At 71.4% G+C, this 18,047-nt stretch carries 16 protein-coding genes; 2 read left to right on the plus strand and 14 right to left on the minus strand.

Going from position 1 to position 18,047, the window contains the following annotated elements; translation table 11 throughout:
* Nucleotides 1–20: 20 nt before the first annotated feature.
* Genes MUK52_RS12830 through MUK52_RS12890 form a run of 13 tightly spaced genes read right to left on the minus strand, consistent with a single transcriptional unit; the run spans nt 21 to nt 14,218 of the window.
* Nucleotides 21–1,613 carry an NADH-quinone oxidoreductase subunit M gene (locus MUK52_RS12830; protein ID WP_114053675.1) on the minus strand — a complete coding sequence of 531 codons (1,593 nt, stop codon included), beginning with the start codon at nt 1,611–1,613 and terminating at the stop codon, nt 21–23.
* Between the two features lies 1 nt (nt 1,614).
* Complete coding sequence (gene nuoL, locus MUK52_RS12835) at nt 1,615–3,555, minus strand: NADH-quinone oxidoreductase subunit L (RefSeq protein ID WP_114053674.1); 1,941 nt, start codon at nt 3,553–3,555, stop codon at nt 1,615–1,617.
* A 12-nt stretch (nt 3,556–3,567) separates the two neighbouring features.
* The gene (gene nuoK / locus MUK52_RS12840) at nt 3,568–3,867 is read right to left on the minus strand and encodes an NADH-quinone oxidoreductase subunit NuoK (protein ID WP_114053673.1); all 300 of its coding nucleotides are present in this window, start codon (nt 3,865–3,867) and stop codon (nt 3,568–3,570) included.
* On the minus strand, nt 3,864–4,676 hold the full coding sequence (locus MUK52_RS12845) for an NADH-quinone oxidoreductase subunit J (protein WP_114053672.1): 813 nt from the start codon (nt 4,674–4,676) through the stop codon (nt 3,864–3,866). Before MUK52_RS12845 ends, nuoK begins: the two co-directional genes overlap by 4 nt.
* Nucleotides 4,673–5,269, minus strand: coding sequence for an NADH-quinone oxidoreductase subunit NuoI (gene nuoI, locus MUK52_RS12850; protein ID WP_114053671.1), 597 nt, complete (start codon nt 5,267–5,269; stop codon nt 4,673–4,675). Before nuoI ends, MUK52_RS12845 begins: the two co-directional genes overlap by 4 nt.
* Nucleotides 5,262–6,632, minus strand: coding sequence for an NADH-quinone oxidoreductase subunit NuoH (gene nuoH, locus MUK52_RS12855; RefSeq protein ID WP_114053670.1), 1,371 nt, complete (start codon nt 6,630–6,632; stop codon nt 5,262–5,264). Before nuoH ends, nuoI begins: the two co-directional genes overlap by 8 nt.
* Nucleotides 6,629–9,136, minus strand: coding sequence for an NADH-quinone oxidoreductase subunit G (locus tag MUK52_RS12860; protein ID WP_114053669.1), 2,508 nt, complete (start codon nt 9,134–9,136; stop codon nt 6,629–6,631). Before MUK52_RS12860 ends, nuoH begins: the two co-directional genes overlap by 4 nt.
* Nucleotides 9,133–10,482 carry an NADH-quinone oxidoreductase subunit NuoF gene (gene nuoF / locus MUK52_RS12865; protein WP_114053668.1) on the minus strand — a complete coding sequence of 450 codons (1,350 nt, stop codon included), beginning with the start codon at nt 10,480–10,482 and terminating at the stop codon, nt 9,133–9,135. The genes MUK52_RS12860 and nuoF overlap by 4 nt, the downstream gene beginning before the upstream one ends.
* Entirely contained in the window at nt 10,482–11,240 is a 759-nt protein-coding gene (gene nuoE / locus MUK52_RS12870; RefSeq protein ID WP_284576279.1) for an NADH-quinone oxidoreductase subunit NuoE, read from the minus strand. The genes nuoF and nuoE overlap by 1 nt, the downstream gene beginning before the upstream one ends.
* Nucleotides 11,237–12,562, minus strand: coding sequence for an NADH-quinone oxidoreductase subunit D (locus MUK52_RS12875; protein WP_114053666.1), 1,326 nt, complete (start codon nt 12,560–12,562; stop codon nt 11,237–11,239). Before MUK52_RS12875 ends, nuoE begins: the two co-directional genes overlap by 4 nt.
* A complete protein-coding gene (locus tag MUK52_RS12880) occupies nt 12,562–13,293 on the minus strand; it encodes an NADH-quinone oxidoreductase subunit C (protein WP_284576280.1) in 732 nt (243 codons plus the stop codon). The genes MUK52_RS12875 and MUK52_RS12880 overlap by 1 nt, the downstream gene beginning before the upstream one ends.
* Nucleotides 13,290–13,844: a NuoB/complex I 20 kDa subunit family protein gene (locus tag MUK52_RS12885; protein ID WP_114053664.1), complete on the minus strand. Its 555-nt coding sequence runs from the start codon at nt 13,842–13,844 to the stop codon at nt 13,290–13,292. Before MUK52_RS12885 ends, MUK52_RS12880 begins: the two co-directional genes overlap by 4 nt.
* A gap of 14 nt (nt 13,845–13,858) precedes the next feature.
* Nucleotides 13,859–14,218 carry an NADH-quinone oxidoreductase subunit A gene (locus MUK52_RS12890; RefSeq protein WP_114053663.1) on the minus strand — a complete coding sequence of 120 codons (360 nt, stop codon included), beginning with the start codon at nt 14,216–14,218 and terminating at the stop codon, nt 13,859–13,861.
* 772 nt (nt 14,219–14,990) lie between these two features.
* Between MUK52_RS12890 and MUK52_RS12895 the strand changes: the two genes are divergently transcribed.
* Complete coding sequence (locus MUK52_RS12895) at nt 14,991–15,812, plus strand: C40 family peptidase (protein WP_114053662.1); 822 nt, start codon at nt 14,991–14,993, stop codon at nt 15,810–15,812.
* 302 nt (nt 15,813–16,114) lie between these two features.
* Here the strand turns inward: MUK52_RS12895 and MUK52_RS12900 are convergent, their stop codons facing one another.
* A complete protein-coding gene (locus MUK52_RS12900; RefSeq protein WP_114053661.1) occupies nt 16,115–17,398 on the minus strand; it encodes a geranylgeranyl reductase family protein in 1,284 nt (427 codons plus the stop codon).
* Between the two features lie 97 nt (nt 17,399–17,495).
* On the opposite strand from MUK52_RS12900, the gene MUK52_RS12905 reads away from it, so the two are divergent.
* Nucleotides 17,496–18,047 (plus strand): GNAT family N-acetyltransferase, encoded by a 552-nt coding sequence (locus MUK52_RS12905; protein ID WP_114053660.1) that lies wholly within the window; start codon nt 17,496–17,498, stop codon nt 18,045–18,047.

Below are 18,047 nucleotides of genomic sequence, written 5' to 3' on the forward strand. Positions count from 1 at the left end.
GTGGGCAGCAGTTGCGGTGCTCACTGGCCCGCCTCCCCGTTCTCGGCCCCGACCGCCACCTCGGGCTTCGGGTCCTTCTGCTTCACGTCGGACATGGTGTGCTCCACCGCCGGGTTGACGATCTCGGTCAGCGGCTTCGGGTACACGCCCAGCCCGATCAGCAGGGCGATCAGCGGGGCGACCACGAGGAGTTCGCGCGGCCGCAGGTCGGGCATCCGGCGGACCTCCTCCTTCACCGGCCCGGTCATCGTCCGCTGGTACAGCACCAGCGTGTACAGCGCCGCGAGGACGATGCCGAAGGTGGCGACGATGCCGGCGACCGGGTACCGGGAGAACGTGCCGACCAGGACGAGGAACTCGCTGACGAACGGCGCGAGCCCGGGCAGCGACAGCGTCGCCAGCCCGCCGATCAGGAACGTGCCCGCCAGGACCGGCGCCACCTTCTGCACCCCGCCGTAGTCGGCGATGAGCCGCGAGCCGCGCCGGGAGATCAGGAACCCGGCGACCAGCATCAGCGCCGCCGTCGACAGCCCGTGGTTGACCATGTACAGCGTCGCGCCCGACTGCCCCTGGGAGGTCATCGCGAAGATGCCCAGGATGATGAAGCCGAAGTGCGAGATCGACGCGTACGCGATCAGCCGCTTGATGTCCCGCTGCCCGACCGCGAGGAGCGCGCCGTAGACGATGCTGACCAGCGCCAGGGCGAGGACCACCGGGGTGGCCCACTTGCTCGCCTCGGGGAACAGGCCGAGGCAGAAGCGGAGCATCGCGAAGGTGCCGACCTTGTCGACGACCGCGGTGATCAGCACGGCGACCGGCGCGGTGGCCTCGCCCATCGCGTTCGGCAGCCAGGTGTGCAGCGGCCACAGCGGCGCCTTGACCGCGAACGCGAAGAAGAAGCCGAGGAACAGCAGCCGCTCGGTGTTGGTCGCGATGTCCAGGGTGCCCGCGGCGCGGGCGGCGGTGATCTCCTGGAGCGAGAAGTTCCCCGCCACCACGTACAGGCCGATCACCGCGGCCAGCATGATCAGACCGCCGGCCAGGTTGTAGAGGAGGAACTTGACCGCCGCGTACGAGCGCTGCGCGGCGGCGTTCTCGTCGGTCCCGGCGTGCGCCCGGTCCCCGAAGCCGCCGATGAGGAAGTACATCGGGATGAGCATGGCTTCGAAGAAGATGTAGAAGAGGAAGACGTCGGTGGCCTCGAACGAGATGATCACCATCGCCTCGACCAGCAGGATCAGGGCGAAGAAGCCCTGCGTGGGCCGCCACCGCGGCGACCGGGTCTCCAGCGGGTCGGCGTCCTTCCAGCCGGCGGCGATGACGAAGGGCACCAGCAGGGCGGTCAGCCCGATCAGTGCGACGCCGATGCCGTCGACGCCCAGCTCGTAGCGGACCCCGAAGGCGGGGATCCACGCGTGGGACTCGGTGAGCTGGTAGCGCTCGCCGCCCGGGTCGAAGCGGGCCGCGACGAGCCCCGCCAGGGCGAGCGTGGCCAGCGAGAACAGCAGCGCCAGCCACTTGGCGGCGGTCCGGCGGGCGGCCGGGACGGCCGCCGTGAGGACCGCGCCGGCCGCGGGCACCGCGGCCGTCACCGTCAGAAGCGGGAAATCCATCTCACACCGCCCTCATCAGCAGGGTCGCGGCGATGAGGATCGCCGTCCCTCCGAACATCGAGACCGCGTAGCTGCGGGCGTAGCCGTTCTGCAGCTTGCGGAGCCGGCCCGACAGGCCGCCGACCGACGCCGCCGTCCCGTTGACCACGCCGTCGACCAGGCTGTGGTCGACGTACACGAGGGAGCGGGTCAGGTGCTCCCCGCCGCGCACCAGCACGACGTGGTTGAAGTCGTCCTGGAGCAGGTCGCGGCGGGCGGCCCGGGTGAGCAGGCTGCCGCGCGGCGCGGTCGCGGGGACCGGCCGGCGGCCGTACATCGCCCAGGCGATCGCGACGCCGACGACGAGTACCGCCATGGTGGCCAGGGTGACCGTGAGGGCGCTGACCGGCGGATGCCCGTGCTCGTACCCGGTGACGGGCTCCAGCCAGTTCAGGAACCGGTCGCCGACGGCGAAGAACCCGCCGGCGAAGACGGACCCGAAGGCCAGCACGATCATCGGGACGGTCATGGACTTCGGGGACTCGTGCGGGTGCGGCATCTCGCCGGGGCGGTGCCCGGCGGACGGCTCCACGTCGGCGGCGGCGTCCGCGTCGGGCGCCGGCTGCCAGCGCTTCTCGCCGAAGAAGGTCATCAGCATGACCCGGGTCATGTAGAACGCGGTGATGGCCGCGCCGAGCAGGGCGACCGAGCCGAGGATCCAGCCCTCGGTGCCGCCCTTGGCGAAGGCCGCCTCGATGATCCGGTCCTTGGAGAAGAAGCCGGACAGGCCGGGGAAGCCGATGATGGCGAGGTAGCCGAGCCCGAACGTGACGAAGGTGACCGGCATGTAGCGGCGCAGGCCGCCGTACTTGCGCATGTCGACCTCGTCGTTCATGCCGTGCATGACGGAGCCGGCGCCGAGGAAGAGGCCGGCCTTGAAGAAGCCGTGCGTCACCAGGTGCATGATCGCGAAGACGTAGCCGATCGGTCCGAGGCCGGCCGCGAGGACCATGTAGCCGATCTGCGACATCGTCGACCCGGCCAGCGCCTTCTTGATGTCGTCCTTCGCGCAACCGACGACGGCACCGAAGATCAGCGTGACCGCTCCGACGATCGCCGTGACGAGCTGCGCGTCGGGCGCCCCGTTGAAGATCGCGCCGGAGCGGACGATCAGGTAGACGCCGGCGGTGACCATCGTCGCCGCGTGGATGAGGGCCGAGACGGGCGTCGGGCCCTCCATCGCGTCCCCGAGCCAGGACTGCAGCGGCACCTGCGCGGACTTGCCGCACGCGGCGAGCAGCAGCATCAGCCCGATCGCGGTCAGCATGCCCTCGGAGGTCTCGCCGGCCGAGGCCAGCACCGGCCCGAACGCGAACGTGCCGAACGTGGTGAACATCAGCATGATCGCGATGGAGAGGCCCATGTCGCCGACCCTGTTGACCAGGAAGGCCTTCTTCGCGGCGGTCGCCGCGCTGGGCTTGTGCTGCCAGAAGCCGATGAGCAGGTACGAGGCGAGGCCGACGCCCTCCCAGCCGACGTACAGGAGCAGGTAGTTGTCGGCGAGGACCAGCAGCAGCATCGCCGCGAGGAAGAGGTTGAGGTAGCCGAAGAAGCGGCGGCGGCGCTCGTCGTGCTCCATGTACCCGATCGAGTACACGTGGATCAGCGTGCCGACCCCGCTGATGAGCAGGACGAACGTCATCGACAGCTGGTCCAGCCGGAAGGCGATGTCCGCCTGGAAGCCCTCCACCGGGATCCAGCTGTACAGGTACTGCCGCATGGTCCGGTCGTCGGCGCCGCGGCCCAGCATGTCGGCGAACAGGACGGCGCCGATGCCGAACGAGGCGGCCGCGAGCAGGGTGCCGAGCCAGTGCCCGGCCCTGTCGAGGCGCCGGCCGCCGCACAGCAGCACCGCCGCTCCGAGCAGGGGCGCCGCCACGAGCAGCGCAATCAGATTCTCCACTGTGTACGCCCCTTACAGCTTCATCAGGCTGGCGTCGTCGACCGAGGCCGAGTGGCGGGTACGGAACAGCGACACGATGATCGCGAGGCCCACCACGACCTCGGCGGCGGCGACGACCATCGTGAAGAACGCGATGATCTGGCCGTCGAGGTTGCCGTGCATCCGGGAGAACGCGACGAGCGCGAGGTTGCAGGCGTTGAGCATCAGCTCCACGCACATGAACAGCACGATCGTGTTGCGCCGGATCAGCACGCCCGCGGCGCCGATGGTGAACAGCAGGGCCGCGAGGTAGAGGTAGTTGACCGGGTTCACTGCGGGGCCTCCTCACGGCCGAGCCGCTCCGCCGAGCGCCGCTCCAGCGCCCTGAGGTCGGCGAGGGCCTCGCCGGAGACGTCGCGGACCTGGCCGCGGGCGCGGAGCGTCTTGCTGACGGTCAGCTCCGAGGGGGTGCCGTCCGGCAGCAGGCCCGGCACGTCGACCGCGTTGTGCCGGGCGTACACGCCGGGCGCGGGCAGCGGCGGGAGCTGGACGCCCTCGCGGATGCGCCGCTCGGACAGCTCGCGCTGCGTCGCGGCCCGCTCGGTGCGCTCGCGGTGCGTGAGCACCATCGCGCCGACGGCGGCGGTGATCAGCAGCGCGCCGGTCAGCTCGAAGGCGAAGACGTACCGGGTGAAGATCAGCTGGGCGAGGCCCTCCACGTGCCCGGCCGAGTTGGCCCGGCCCAGTCCGTTGAAGTGCTGCAGGGAGGCGTGGCCGATGCCCGCGATGAGCAGGATGCCGAAGCCCAGTCCGCACAGGACGGCGAGCCAGCGCTGGCCCTTGATGGTCTCCTTCAGGGAGTCGGCGGCGGTGACGCCGACCAGCATGACCACGAAGAGGAACAGCATCATGATCGCGCCGGTGTAGACGATCACCTGGACCACGCCCAGGAAGTACGCCCCGTTCGCGAGGTAGAACACCGCCAGGATGATCATCGTCCCGGCGAGGCTCAGCGCGCTGTGCACGGCCTTCTTCATCAGGATCGTCGCCAGCGCGCCGATCACGGCGACCGTGCCGAGGATCCAGAACTGGACCGCCTCGCCCGTGGAGGTGGCCGTTGCCGCGGCGGCGACCGCGCTCATGCCCCCACCCCCTCGGCGGCGCCCCGGTCCTGCGGGGCCTCGCCCTTGGACGCGGCCTGCTGCCGCTCGGTCCCGGGGGCCGCCCCCGTCACCTGGCCGCGGTAGTAGTCCTGCTCGTCCGTGCCCGGGTACATGGCGTGGGGCGCCTCGACCATGCCCTCGGTCAGCCCGGCGAGCAGCTCCTCCTTGGTGTAGATGAGCGACTCGCGGCTGGCGTCGGCCAGTTCGAACTCGTTCGTCATCGTCAGCGCCCGCGTCGGGCACGCCTCGATGCACAGCCCGCACAGGATGCAGCGGGCGTAGTTGATCTGGTAGACGCGGCCGTAGCGCTCGCCCGGGGAGTAGCGCTCCTCCTCCGTGTTGTCCGCGCCCTCCACGTAGATGGCGTCCGCGGGGCAGGCCCACGCGCACAGCTCGCACCCGATGCACTTCTCCAGGCCGTCCGGGTGCCGGTTGAGCTGGTGCCGTCCGTGGAAACGCGGTGCGGTCGTCTTCTGCTGCTCGGGGTACTGCTCGGTGAGGCGCTTCTTGAACATGGCCTTGAAGGTCACGCCGAAGCCGGCCACCGGGTTCTGCCACTGTTCGTCAGGCATTCTCCGCACCCTCCTCTCGGTCGCTGTCGTTGTTCGCCCCGCCGCTGGCGATGAGCTCCCGCTCCCGGCGGGGCCGCCGGCGCGGTACGGGGGCCAGGTGCTGGCCGGGCTTGGGCGGTACGGGGAACCCGCCCGCGAGCGGGTCGAACGGCTCGGCCCCGGGGGCGGCCGCCTCCGCGGCCTGGGCGGCCTTCTCCCGCCGGTCGCGGAAGAAGTCCGCGAGGAAGGACAGCAGCAGGACCGCGACGACCGCGCCGCCGACGTAGAGGACGATCTGGGAGAAGTCGTACGCCTCGTTCCGCAGCGCCCGCACGGTCGCCACGAGCATCAGCCACAGCAGCGAGACCGGGATGAGGACCTTCCAGCCGAGCTTCATCAGCTGGTCGTAGCGGACGCGGGGCAGGGTGCCGCGCAGCCAGATGAAGAAGAACAGCAGCAGCTGCACCTTGAGCACGAACCACAGCAGCGGCCACCAGCCGTGGTTGGCGCCCTCCCAGTACGTGGAGATCGGCGCCGGGGCCCGCCAGCCGCCCAGGAACAGGGTGACCGAGACGGCCGAGACGGTGACCATGTTGACGTACTCGGCCAGCATGAACATCGCGAACTTGATGGACGAGTACTCGGTGTTGAAGCCGCCGACGAGGTCGCCCTCGGACTCCGGCATGTCGAACGGCGCCCGGTTGGTCTCGCCGACCATCGTCACCACGTAGATGATGAACGACACCGGCAGCAGCACGATGAACCAGCGGTCTGCCTGCGCCTCCACGATCGCCGAGGTCGACATCGACCCCGAGTAGAGGAACACCGAGGCGAACGCCGCGCCCATCGCGATCTCGTAGCTGATCATCTGGGCGCAGGAGCGCAGGCCGCCGAGGAGCGGGTACGTCGAGCCCGAGGACCAGCCGGCGAGCACGATGCCGTAGATGCCGACGGAGGCGACCGCCAGGATGTACAGCATCGCGATCGGCAGGTCGGTCAGCTGCATCGTGGTGCGCTGCCCGAAGATCGACACCTCGTTGCCGGCGGGCCCGAACGGGATCACCGCGATCGCCATGAACGCGGGGATCGCCGCGACGATCGGCGCCAGCACGTAGACGACCTTGTCGGCGCGCTTGACGACGATGTCCTCCTTCAGCATCAGCTTCACGCCGTCGGCAAGCGACTGGAGCATGCCCCAGGGGCCGTGCCGGTTCGGGCCGATGCGCAGCTGCATCCAGGCGACGACCTTGCGCTCCCACACGATGGAGAACAGGACGGTCACCATCAGGAAGGCGAAGCAGAACACCGCCTTGACGAGGACCAGCCACCAGGGGTCCGTGCCGAACAGGGACAGGTCCTCGGCAGCGAGCACTACCGCGTTCACGCTCCCACCTCCGCAGTGGTGCCGCCTGCGCCGGCCGGGGTCGCCGGGCCGATCCGTACGAGGGTGCCGGGCAGGGCGCCGCTGTCCGCGCGGACCCCGGAGCCGGTGGAGTTCAGCGGGAGCCAGACCACCCGGTCGGGCATCTCGGTGATCCGCAGCGGGAGTTCGACCGTGCCGGACGGACCGGTCACCGCGAGGAGGTCGCCGTCCTTGACGCCCGTCTCGGCCGCGGTCGCCGCGGAGAGCCGGGCGCTCGCCTCGTGCCGGGTGCCGGCCAGGGCGTCGTCGCCCTCCTGGAGCCGGCCGAGGTCGAGGAGCAGCCGGTGCCCGGCGAGGACCGCCTCGCCGGCCGCGGGCCGGGGCAGCACCGCCGGGGAGCCGGGCTGCGCCGCGGGGCGCTCGCCGGCCCACCGGCCGAGCCGGTCGATCTCCCGGCGTACGGCGTGCACGTCGGGCAGGCCCAGCGGCCGGTCGGCGGCGTCGGCCAGCATGTGCAGGACGCGGGAGTCGGCCGGGGCGAGCGGGCGGGTCATCTGGTCGGGCTTGAGCGCGGCCTCGAACGGCCGCACGCGGCCCTCCCAGTTGACGAACGTGCCGGCCTTCTCGGCGACGGCCGCGACCGGCAGGACCACGTCGGCGTGGTCGGTGACCTCGCCGGGCCGCAGCTCCAGGGAGACCGTGAACGCCTCGCGCAGCGCGGTCCGCGCCCGCTCGGGGTCGGGCAGGTCGGCGACCTCCACGCCCGCGACGAGCAGCGCGGTCAGCCCGCCGCCGGCGGCGGCCTCGACGATCTGCCCGGTGTCGCGGCCGTAGCGGTGCGGGAGCTCCTGGAGCCCCCACGCGGCCGCCACCTCCCCGCGGGCCCGCGGGTCGGTGGCCGGGCGGCCGCCGGGCAGCAGCGACGGCAGGGCGCCCGCCTCGATCGCGGCGCGCTCCCCGGCCCGCCGCGGGATCCACACCAGCCGGGCCCCGGTCGCGGCGGCCGCCCGGACCGCCGCGGTCAGCCCGCCGGGCACGCCCCCGAGGCGCTCCCCGACGACGATGACCGCGCCGGGCTCGCGCAGTGCTTCGGCGGCGGCCTCGCCGCCCTGCTCCAGGCCGGTGCGGGAGGCGAGCGCGTCCAGCCACTCCGGCTCGGTGCCCGGTGCGGCGGCCAGCAGGGTGCCGCCCGCCTTGGCCAGGCCGCGCGTGGCGAACGGGGCCAGCGCGAAGGTCCGCTGGCGGCGCTTGCGGAAGGCCTTGCGCAGCCGCAGGAAGACCCCGGGTGCCTCCTCCTCCGCCTCGATGCCGGCGAGCAGCACCGCCGGCGCCGCCTCCAGCCCGGCGTACGAGACACCCTGCCCGTCGAGGTCGACGCCGCGGCCCGCGACCTCCGCGGCCAGGAAGTCGGCCTCCTCCGCGCTGTGCACGCGGGCCCGGAAGTCGATGTCGTTGGTGTCGAGGACGACCCTCGCGAACTTGGCGTACGCGTAGGCGTCCTCGACGGTCAGCCGCCCGCCGGTCAGGACGCCGGCGCGGCCGCGGGCCGCGGCCAGTCCGGCAGCGGCGGCGGCGAGCGCCTCGGGCCAGCTCGCCGGCTCCAGGACCCCGTCGGCGTTCCGGACCAGGGGCGTCGTCAGCCGGTCGGGGCGCTGCGCGTACCGGAACGCGAAGCGGCCCTTGTCGCAGATCCACTCCTCGTTGACCTCGGGGTCCTCGGCGGCCATGCGGCGCATCACCTTGCCGCGCCGGTGGTCGGTCCGGGTCGCGCAGCCGCCCGCGCAGTGCTCGCACACGCTCGGGGAGGAGACGAGGTCGAAGGGGCGGGAGCGGAACCGGTACGCGGCCGAGGTGAGGGCGCCGACCGGGCAGATCTGGATGGTGTTGCCGGAGAAGTACGACTCGAAGGGGTCGCCCTCGCCGGTGCCGACCTGCTGGAGCGCGCCCCGTTCGAGCAGCTCGATCATCGGGTCGCCGGCGACCTGCGTGGAGAAGCGGGTGCAGCGGGCGCAGAGCACGCACCGCTCCCGGTCGAGGAGGACCTGCGTGGAGATCGGCACCGGCTTCTCGTAGGTGCGCTTGCGGCCCTCGAAGCGGGAGTCGGCGTTGCCGTGCGACATCGCCTGGTTCTGCAGCGGGCACTCGCCGCCCTTGTCGCAGACCGGGCAGTCCAGCGGGTGGTTGATGAGCAGCAGCTCCATCACCCCGCGCTGGGCCTTCTCCGCGACGGGGGAGGTCAGCTGCGTCCGGACGACCATCCCGTCGGTGCAGGTGATGGTGCAGGACGCCATCGGCTTGCGCTGGCCCTCCACCTCGACGATGCACTGCCGGCAGGCGCCGACCGGGTCGAGCAGGGGGTGGTCGCAGAAGCGGGGGATCTCCACCCCGATCTGCTCGGCGGCGCGGATGACGAGGGTCCCCTTGGGCACCGACAGCTCGACGCCGTCGATGGTCAGCGAGACCAGGTCCTCCGGGGGCACGGCGGCCCCTCCGCCACCGGTGGGGGCATTCGTGGTGACGGTCATGCGTTCACCTCCGTGTCGGCCCAGAGGACCGACTTCCTGGGGTCGAAGGGGCAGCCCTTGCCCGTGACGTGCTGCTCGTACTCGTCGCGGAAGTACTTCAGCGAGGAGAAGATCGGGCTGGCGGCGCCGTCGCCGAGCGCGCAGAACGACTTGCCGTTGATGTTGTCGGCGATGTCCTGGAGCTTGTCGAGGTCCTCCATGGCGCCCTTGCCGGCCTCGATGTCGCGCAGCAGCTGGACCAGCCAGTAGGTGCCCTCCCGGCAGGGGGTGCACTTGCCGCACGACTCGTGGGCGTAGAACTCGGTCCACCGGGTCACCGCGCGCACCACGCAGGTCGTCTCGTCGAAGCACTGCAGGGCCTTGGTGCCGAGCATCGAGCCGGCCGCGCCGACGCCCTCGTAGTCGAGCGGGACGTCGAGGTGCTCGTCGGTGAACATCGGGGTGGAGGAGCCGCCGGGGGTCCAGAACTTCAGCCGGTGGCCGGGGCGCATCCCGCCGCTCATGTCGAGGAGCTGGCGCAGGGTGATCCCGAGCGGGGCCTCGTACTGGCCGGGGCCGGCGACGTGCCCGGACAGCGAGTAGAGGGTGAAGCCGGGGGACTTCTCGGTGCCCATCGCCTTGAACCAGTCCTTGCCGCGGTTCAGGATCGCGGGAACCGAGGCGATGGACTCGACGTTGTTCACGACGGTGGGGCAGGCGTAGAGGCCTTCGACGGCGGGGAAGGGCGGCCGGAGCCGGGGCTGGCCGCGGCGGCCTTCGAGGGAGTCCAGCAGCGCCGTCTCCTCGCCGCAGATGTAGGCGCCCGCCCCGGCGTGGACGGTGATGTCGAGGTCCATCCCGCTGCCGAGGACGTCCTTGCCGAGGTAGCCGGCCTCGTACGCCTCGCGGACCGCCTCGTGCAGGCGGCGCAGGACGGGCACGACCTCGCCGCGCAGGTAGATGAACGCGTGCGCGGAGCGGATCGCGTAGCAGGCGATGACCATGCCCTCGATGAGGGAGTGCGGGTTGGCGAAGAGGAGCGGGATGTCCTTGCAGGTGCCGGGCTCGGACTCGTCGGCGTTGACGACGAGGTAGTGCGGCTTGCCGTCGCCCTGCGGGATGAACTGCCACTTCATCCCGGTGGGGAAGCCGGCGCCGCCGCGGCCGCGCAGCCCGGAGTCCTTCACGTAGGCGATGACCTCGTCGGGGGTCATCGCGAGGGCCTTGCGCAGCCCCTCGTAGCCGTCGTGGCGCCGGTAGGTCTCCAGCGTCCACGGCCGCGGCTCGTCCCAGAACGCCGACAGGACGGGGGCCAGCAGCTTCTCCGGGCTCGTTCCGTTCTCGTGCATGGCGGTCGCCACCGTCATCACTCCCCCTCCTCGCCGGTCGCAGCGGCCCGCGGGTGCACGATGCGCCCCTGGTGCGGGGCTTCGCCGCGCGCGATGCGCAGTCCGATCAGGGAGGCGGGTCCGGCGCCGCCGCTCGCCTCCACCGCTCCGGGCCGCTCGTCGGGGAAGCCGGCGAGGATCCGGGCGGTCTCCTTGTACGTGCACAGCGGCGCGCCGCGGGTCGGTTCGACGGGGCGGCCGGCGCGGAGGTCGTCGACGAGGGCCTTGGCGGACTCGGGGGTCTGGTTGTCGAAGAACTCCCAGTTCACCATCACGACGGGTGCGTAGTCGCAGGCCGCGTTGCACTCGATGTGTTCGAGGGTGACCTTGCCGTCGGGGGTGGTCTCGCTGTTGCCGATGCCGAGGTGCTCCTGGAGCTCCTCGAAGATGGCGTCGCCGCCCATGACCGCGCACAGGGTGTTGGTGCAGACGCCGACCTGGTAGTCGCCGGAGGGCCTGCGCCGGTACATCGTGTAGAAGGTGGCGACGGCGGTGACCTCGGCGGTGGTCAGGCCGAGGGTCTCCGCGCAGAACCGGATGCCGGTGCGGGAGACGTGGCCCTCCTCGGACTGGGTGAGGTGGAGCAGCGGCAGGAGGGCGGAGCGGCTGTCGGGGTAGCGGGCGATGATCTCCGCGGCGTCCGCGGCGAGCCGCTCGCGCACCTCGGCCGGGTAGTCGGGGGCGGGCGGCTGGGGCATGCCCAGGCTCACCTCTCGACGGGCGGGGCTGGCTGTCATCGGTCGACGCCTCCCATCACGGGGTCGATGGAGGCGACGGCGACGATGACGTCGGCGACCTGGCCGCCCTCGCACATCGCCGCCATGGCCTGGAGGTTGGTGAACGACGGGTCGCGGAAGTGGACCCGGTAGGGGCGGGTTCCGCCGTCGGAGACGACGTGGACGCCGAGTTCGCCCTTGGGGGACTCGACGGCGGCGTAGGCCTGGCCCGCCGGGACGCGGAAGCCCTCGGTCACCAGCTTGAAGTGGTGGATGAGTGCCTCCATGGAGGTGCCCATGATGTTCTTGATGTGGTCGAGGGAGTTGCCGAGGCCGTCGGGGCCGAGGGCGAGCTGCGCCGGCCAGGCGATCTTCTTGTCGGCGACCATGACGGGGCCGGGCTCCAGCCGGTCCAGGCACTGCTCGACGATCCGCAGGGACTGCCGCATCTCCTCCAGGCGGATCAGGAACCGCCCGTACGAGTCGCACGTCTCCGTGGTGGGGACGTCGAACTCGTAGGTCTCGTAGCCGCAGTAGGGGTCGGCCTTGCGCAGGTCGTGCGGCAGGCCGGCGGAGCGGAGGATGGGGCCGGTGGCGCCGAGGGCCATGCAGCCGGTGAGGTCGAGGTAGCCGACGTCCTGCATGCGGGCCTTGAAGATGGGGTTGCCGGTGGCGAGCTTGTCGTACTCCGGCAGGTTCTTCTTCATGGTCTTCAGGAAGTCGCGGAGCTGGTCGACGGCGCCGGGGGGCAGGTCCTGGGCGAGGCCGCCGGGGCGGATGAACGCGTGGTTCATGCGCAGGCCGGTGATCAGCTCGAAGATGTCGAGGATCAGCTCGCGGTCGCGGAAGCCGTAGATCATGATCGTGGTGGCGCCGAGCTCCATGCCGCCGGTGGCGATGCAGACCAGGTGCGAGGAGAGCCGGTTGAGCTCCATCAGCAGGACGCGGATGACGGTGGCGCGGTCGGGGACCTGGTCGGTGATGCCGAGGAGCTTCTCGACGCCGAGGCAGTACGCCGTCTCGTTGAAGAACGGCGTGAGGTAGTCCATGCGCGTCACGAAGGTGGTGCCCTGCGTCCAGTTCCGGAATTCGAGGTTCTTCTCGATGCCGGTGTGCAGGTAGCCGATGCCGCAGCGGGCCTCGGTGACCGTCTCGCCGTCGATCTCCAGGATCAGCCGCAGCACGCCGTGGGTGGAGGGGTGCTGGGGGCCCATGTTGACGACGATGCGCTCGTCGTCGGCCTTGGCCGCGGAGCGGACGACCTCGTCCCAGTCGCCGCCGGTGACGGTGTAGACGGTTCCCTCGGTGGTCTCGCGGGACGCCGCGTGGTGGTTCGTGGACATCAGCTGTACGACCTCCGCTGGTCGGGAGCCGGGATCTGGGCGCCCTTGTACTCGACGGGGATGCCGCCGAGGGGGTAGTCCTTGCGCTGCGGGAAGCCCTGCCAGTCGTCCGGCATCATGATCCGCGTGAGGGCCGGGTGGCCGTCGAAGACCAGCCCGAAGAAGTCGTAGGCCTCGCGCTCGTGCCAGTCGTTGGTCGGGTAGACGGAGACCAGCGAGGGGACGTGCGGGTCGGCGTCCGGGGCGCAGACCTCCAGCCGCACGGTGCGGCCGTGGGTGATCGAGCGCAGGTGGTAGACGGCGTGCAGTTCGCGGCCGCGGTCGCCGGGGTAGTGCACGCCGCTGACCCCGGTGCAGAGTTCGAAGCGCAGGGCGGGGTCGTCGCGGAGGGTGGACGCCACCCGGACGAGGTGCTCGCGGGCGATGTGGAAGGTGAGCTCGCCGCGGTCGACGACCGTCTTCTCGATGGCGTTGGCGGGCAGGAGGCCCTGCTCCTCCAGGGCGCCTTCGAGCTCGTCGGCGACCTCGTCGAAGTAGGAGCCGTAGGGGCGGTGGCTCGGGCCGGGCAGGGCAACGGTGCGCACCAGGCCGCCGTAGCCGCTGGTGTCGCCGCCGGCGCGGGCGCCGAACATGCCCTTGCGGACGCCGATCACCTCGGGGCCGGCGGACTCGCGGGGGGCGGGGACGGCGCCGTCGTCGCCCGGGGTGGTGCCGGGGGTGGTGTCGCTCACCGGAGCAGCCCCTTCATCTCGATGGTGGGCAGGGCCTTGAGGGCCGCGGCCTCCGCCTCGCGGGCCGCCTCTTCCCGGTTGACGCCGAGCTTGGAGCTCTGGATCTTCTGGTGGAGCTTGAGGATCGCGTCCACGAGCATCTCGGGGCGGGGCGGGCAGCCGGGCAGGTAGATGTCCACCGGGACGATGTGGTCGACGCCCTGCACGATCGCGTAGTTGTTGAACATGCCGCCCGACGATGCGCAGACGCCCATGGAGATGACCCACTTGGGGGCGGGCATCTGGTCGTAGACCTGCCGCAGCACCGGCGCCATCTTCTGGCTGACCCGGCCGGCGACGATCATCAGGTCGGCCTGGCGGGGCGAGCCGCGGAAGACCTCCATGCCGAAGCGGGCGAGGTCGTAGCGGCCGGCTCCGGTGGTCATCATCTCGATGGCGCAGCAGGCGAGGCCGAAGGTCGCGGGGAAGACGGACGCCTTGCGCACCCATCCCGCGGCCTGTTCGACGGTGGTCAGCAGGAAGCCGCTCGGCAGCTTTTCTTCCAGTCCCATGGGAATTCAGCCCCTCAGTCCCATTCCAGGCCGCCGCGGCGCCAGACGTAGGCGTAGGCGACGAAGACGGTGAGCACGAAGAGCAGCATCTCGACGAGCCCGAAGATCCCCAGGGCGTCGAAGGTGACGGCCCAGGGGTAGAGGAAGACAACTTCGATGTCGAAGACGATGAAGAGCATCGCCGTCAGGTAGTACTTGATCGGGAAGCGACCGCCGCCTGCGGGCGTGGGAGTCGGCTCGATGCCGCACTCGTACGCCTCCAGCTTGGCGCGGTTGTACCGCTTCGGGCCGATCAGCGTGGCCATGACCACGGAGAAGATCGCAAACCCTGCGCCTAGGGCGCCGAGCACGAGGATGGGCGCGTAGGCATTCACGCTCCTCGCTCCTTCCAGTCGTCCTGGACCGTTGGACCGCTGCGCCGGCGCCTGGTGCCCCGCCCCTCGGGGATCTTGTGCATGTGAGGCAGTTCACAAGCCGGGCTGGTGCGCATCCTATGCCCGTCGATCTGTGATCTGCGACACGGGTGACAGGACGGAGTTTGTGATCTCCACCACCTGACGAACGATCATGAACCCCGATGAGGGGTGATCTTCGTACGCGAAGCAGCCACTTGATCACCAACCGTGACATCGGGGCGTGTTACCCCAGGTAGAAGCGGGGTTGCCCTATCAAACGATGAGGTGTGCAGGCAAATTTGGCCGGATCTCTCCCTGCGTGGTAAGGCGATCCGCGTCGCTCGACCGGGGGACGGGGTGCGGACGGGAGTGGACGCGTGCATCCGTTCACGAGCCTCCGGCCCCCGCCCCGCCGCCCGCGGACGATCTTTCGGCCACCCTTCCGCGGGCTTCGGGTCACGGGCAGGCCACGGACACCTCTCGGCGCGATTTCGGTGTGACCTGTGTCACATCAGAATCAGGCGTTCCGAAGCCGGGCTTGGCCAACGGTGCGCCGGGATGGTAGGCCCTGGATCAATTCGGACTTATTGCTGAAACGCCTTGATCACAGGCCTGTGAGGGGCTGTCTGATTTGTCCGTTACGGCGTCAATAAGACGCGCGCCGCGTCCGGTTCGCGCCCCTCGCGGCGCAACTGTGGCGCACACCACGTTTCTTGAAGGGACAGCGGGCCCCCTGATAGCGGTTGTCCTCATGTCCCACACCGCTCACATACCCAGCCACCGGAAGCCCCGTCGCAGCGCCTCGAAGCTCGCGGTACGCGCCGGAGTTGCCGGTGGCGTCCTCAGCACGCTGGCGATGGCCGGCACGGCGAGCGCGTCCCCCGCCGCCGAGCCGGTGACCGAGACGATGGAGATGCCGGTCCTCGACATGGACCTGGCCTCCGAGGTCTCCACCGCCGTCGCCGCCGCCGCCGAGAACACCCAGGCGGCCGCCGTCGACGGCGAACTGAACGCCCAGGAGGAGAGCGCCCGCACCGGCGCCGCCGCCGAGGCGAAGAAGGCCAAGGAGGCCGCGGAGAAGAAGGCGAAGGAGGAGGCGGACCGCAAGGCCGAGGCCGAGCGCGCCACCCGCAACGCCGAGCGCACCGCGCTCAAGAGCACCTCCGCCGCCGCCTCGGCCGACAGCAGCCAGGGCGTGGGCACCGTGACCGCCCCGAAGGGCTCCGCCGCGGCCATCATCAGCTTCGCCCGCGCGCAGGTCGGCAAGGCCTACGTCATGGGCGCCACCGGCCCGTCCGCGTTCGACTGCTCCGGCCTGGTGCAGGCCGCGTACCGGCAGGCCAGCGTCTCCCTGCCGCGCACCTCGCAGGCGCAGTCCTCGTTCGGCAAGTCGGTCTCGCTGAGCGCCCTGCAGCCGGGCGACATCCTGTACTGGGGCTCCAAGGGCAGCGCCTACCACGTCGCCCTGTACGTCGGCGGCGGCAAGTTCGTCGGCGCGCAGAACCCCAGCACCGGCATCGTCGAGCGCAGCCTGAGCTACGACCGCCCCACGGGCGCCGTCCGCGTCCTCTGACGCCCGACACCCCGTCACCCGCCGCCCCGCGCCCCGCGGTCGGCACCCCGTACGGCGAAGAGCCGGCACTCCCCCGCTCGGGGGAGGAGTGCCGGCCCTTCGGCATGCCCGTACGCGCGTTCGCAGCGTCACCCCCGCCCCGCAAGGCTCCGGCGGTCGCGGGAGGCCGCCACAGGGCCGCCCAGGCCCCTTCCCGGGCCCGCCCGGGCCGGCCGTCGCGTCCGCGGCCGACGGGCAGACCTCCGTACAACGCCCGAGCGGGCCGCCGCGGAAGTTCCGCGGCGGCCCGCTCGGGCTGGGACTCAGGCCTTGGGGGCCACCTTCGACAGGCCGTTGATGATGCGGTCCATCGCGTCGCCGCCCGTCGGATCGGTCAGGTTCGCCAGCATCTTCAGCGTGAACCGCATCAGCACCGGGTGCGTCAGGCCGCGCTGCGCGGCGACCTTCATGACGGCCGGGTTGCCGATCAGCTTCACGAAGGCGCGGCCCAGCGAGTAGTAGCCGCCGTAGGTCTCCTTCAGCACCTTCGGGTACTGGTGCAGCGCCCGCTCCCGCTGGAGCGCCGTCGCCCGCGCGGCCGCCTGCACCACGACGTCCGCCGCGATCTTCCCGGACTCCATCGCGTAGGCGATGCCCTCGCCGTTGAACGGGTTGACGAGGCCGCCCGCGTCGCCGACCAGCAGCAGGCCCTTCGTGTAGTGCGGCTGCCGGTTGAACGCCATCGGCAGGGCCGCCCCGCGGATCGGCTGCGTCATGTTCTCCGGGGTGTAGCCCCACTCCTCCGGCATGGACGCGCACCACGCCTTGAGGACCTCGCGCCAGTCCAGCTCCCGGAAGGCGGAGGACGAGTTGAGGATGCCGAGGCCGACGTTGGAGGTGCCGTCGCCCATGCCGAAGATCCAGCCGTAGCCGGGCAGCAGCCGGTCCTGCGGGCCGCGCCGGTCCCACAGCTCCAGCCAGGACTCCAGGTAGTCGTCGTCGTGCCGCGGCGAGGTGAAGTACGTGCGCACTGCGACGCCCATCGGGCGGTCCTCGCGCCGGTGCAGGCCCATCGCCAGCGACAGGCGGGAGGAGTTGCCGTCCGCGGCGACGACGAGCGGGGCGTGGAAGGTGGCCGGCGTCTTCTCCTCGCCGAGCTTCGCCTGCACGCCCGTGATGTGCCCGGTGCGCGGGTCGCGGACCGGCTCGCCGACGTTGCAGCGCTCGTACAGGCGGGCGCCCGCCTTCTGCGCCTGCCGGGCCAGGGTCTCGTCGAAGTCGTCGCGCTTGCGGACGAGCCCGTAGTCGGGGAAGGAGGCGAGTTCCGGCCAGTCCAGCTGGAGCCGCTGCCCGCCGCCGATGATGCGCAGGCCCTTGTTGCGCAGCCAGCCGGCCTCTTCGGAGATGTCGATGCCCATCGCGACCAGCTGCTTCGTGGCGCGCGGGGTCAGGCCGTCCCCGCAGACCTTCTCCCGCGGGAACGCCGTCTTCTCCAGCAGCAGGACGTCCAGTCCGGCCTTGGCGAGGTAGTAGGCGGTCGTCGAGCCGGCGGGCCCGGCCCCGACGACGATCACGTCCGCGGAGTGTTCGGAGAGGGGCTCGGTCACTGCGGGGTCTCCCGAAGGCTCGATAAGGGGTGCCCATGGGCACAGGACATGTGCAGTCTATGCAGCGAGAGAGATCGTGAATCCGAAGGGCTACCCGATGACAAGCTCGCCGACCACGCCGACCACGCCGCTCCCGGCGGCCGCCCGGCCGCTCCCGGCGGTCCGGCTGCGCGTGCCCACCGACGAGGACGCCCACGCCTGGCACCGCGTCTTCGCCGACCCCGACGTGATGGAGTTCCTCGGCGGGCCCGCCGAGCTGTCCGCATACGAGGAGATCACCGCCCGGCAGCGGATGCACGACGCCCGGCTCGGCTACTGCCTGTGGACCCTGCTGGACGCGGACGGCGAGGTCCTCGGCTTCACCGGCGCCCAGCCGTGGCCCGAGGACAAGGCGTGGGGGCCGGTCGGCGAGATCGAGATCGGCTGGCGCCTCGCCCGCCCCGCGTGGGGCCGGGGGTACGCGTACGCCGCCGCGCTGACCACCCTGGAGCGGGTCCGCGCGGCCGGCGTCCCCCGCGTCGTCGCCATGGTCGACGACGCGAACACCCGCTCGGCGGCGGTCGCCGAGCGCCTCGGCATGACCCTGGAGGAGGTCTTCCCCCTCCCCGGAGGCCGCCGCACCGGCCGCCGGTACGCCCTCGCCCTGTGA

It is taken from the genome of Streptomyces sp. 2P-4, assembly GCF_030167965.1.
Taxonomy (GTDB): Bacteria; Actinomycetota; Actinomycetes; order Streptomycetales; family Streptomycetaceae; genus Streptomyces; species Streptomyces globosus_A.

What these genes read in the sequence shown, in the direction of transcription:
- MUK52_RS12830 (WP_114053675.1), bottom strand. Translation starts at nt 1,613, where the DNA reads ATGGATTTCCCGCTTCTGACGGTGACGGCCGCGGTGCCCGCGGCCGGC.
- MUK52_RS12845 (WP_114053672.1), bottom strand. Translation starts at nt 4,676, where the DNA reads ATGAGCGCGGTCGCCGCCGCGGCAACGGCCACCTCCACGGGCGAGGCG.
- nuoI (WP_114053671.1), bottom strand. Translation starts at nt 5,269, where the DNA reads ATGCCTGACGAACAGTGGCAGAACCCGGTGGCCGGCTTCGGCGTGACC.
- MUK52_RS12860 (WP_114053669.1), bottom strand. Translation starts at nt 9,136, where the DNA reads ATGACCGTCACCACGAATGCCCCCACCGGTGGCGGAGGGGCCGCCGTG.
- nuoF (WP_114053668.1), bottom strand. Translation starts at nt 10,482, where the DNA reads ATGACGGTGGCGACCGCCATGCACGAGAACGGAACGAGCCCGGAGAAG.
- nuoE (WP_284576279.1), bottom strand. Translation starts at nt 11,240, where the DNA reads ATGACAGCCAGCCCCGCCCGTCGAGAGGTGAGCCTGGGCATGCCCCAG.
- MUK52_RS12875 (WP_114053666.1), bottom strand. Translation starts at nt 12,562, where the DNA reads ATGTCCACGAACCACCACGCGGCGTCCCGCGAGACCACCGAGGGAACC.
- MUK52_RS12885 (WP_114053664.1), bottom strand. Translation starts at nt 13,844, where the DNA reads ATGGGACTGGAAGAAAAGCTGCCGAGCGGCTTCCTGCTGACCACCGTC.
- MUK52_RS12895 (WP_114053662.1), top strand. Translation starts at nt 14,991, where the DNA reads ATGTCCCACACCGCTCACATACCCAGCCACCGGAAGCCCCGTCGCAGC.
- MUK52_RS12905 (WP_114053660.1), top strand. Translation starts at nt 17,496, where the DNA reads ATGACAAGCTCGCCGACCACGCCGACCACGCCGCTCCCGGCGGCCGCC.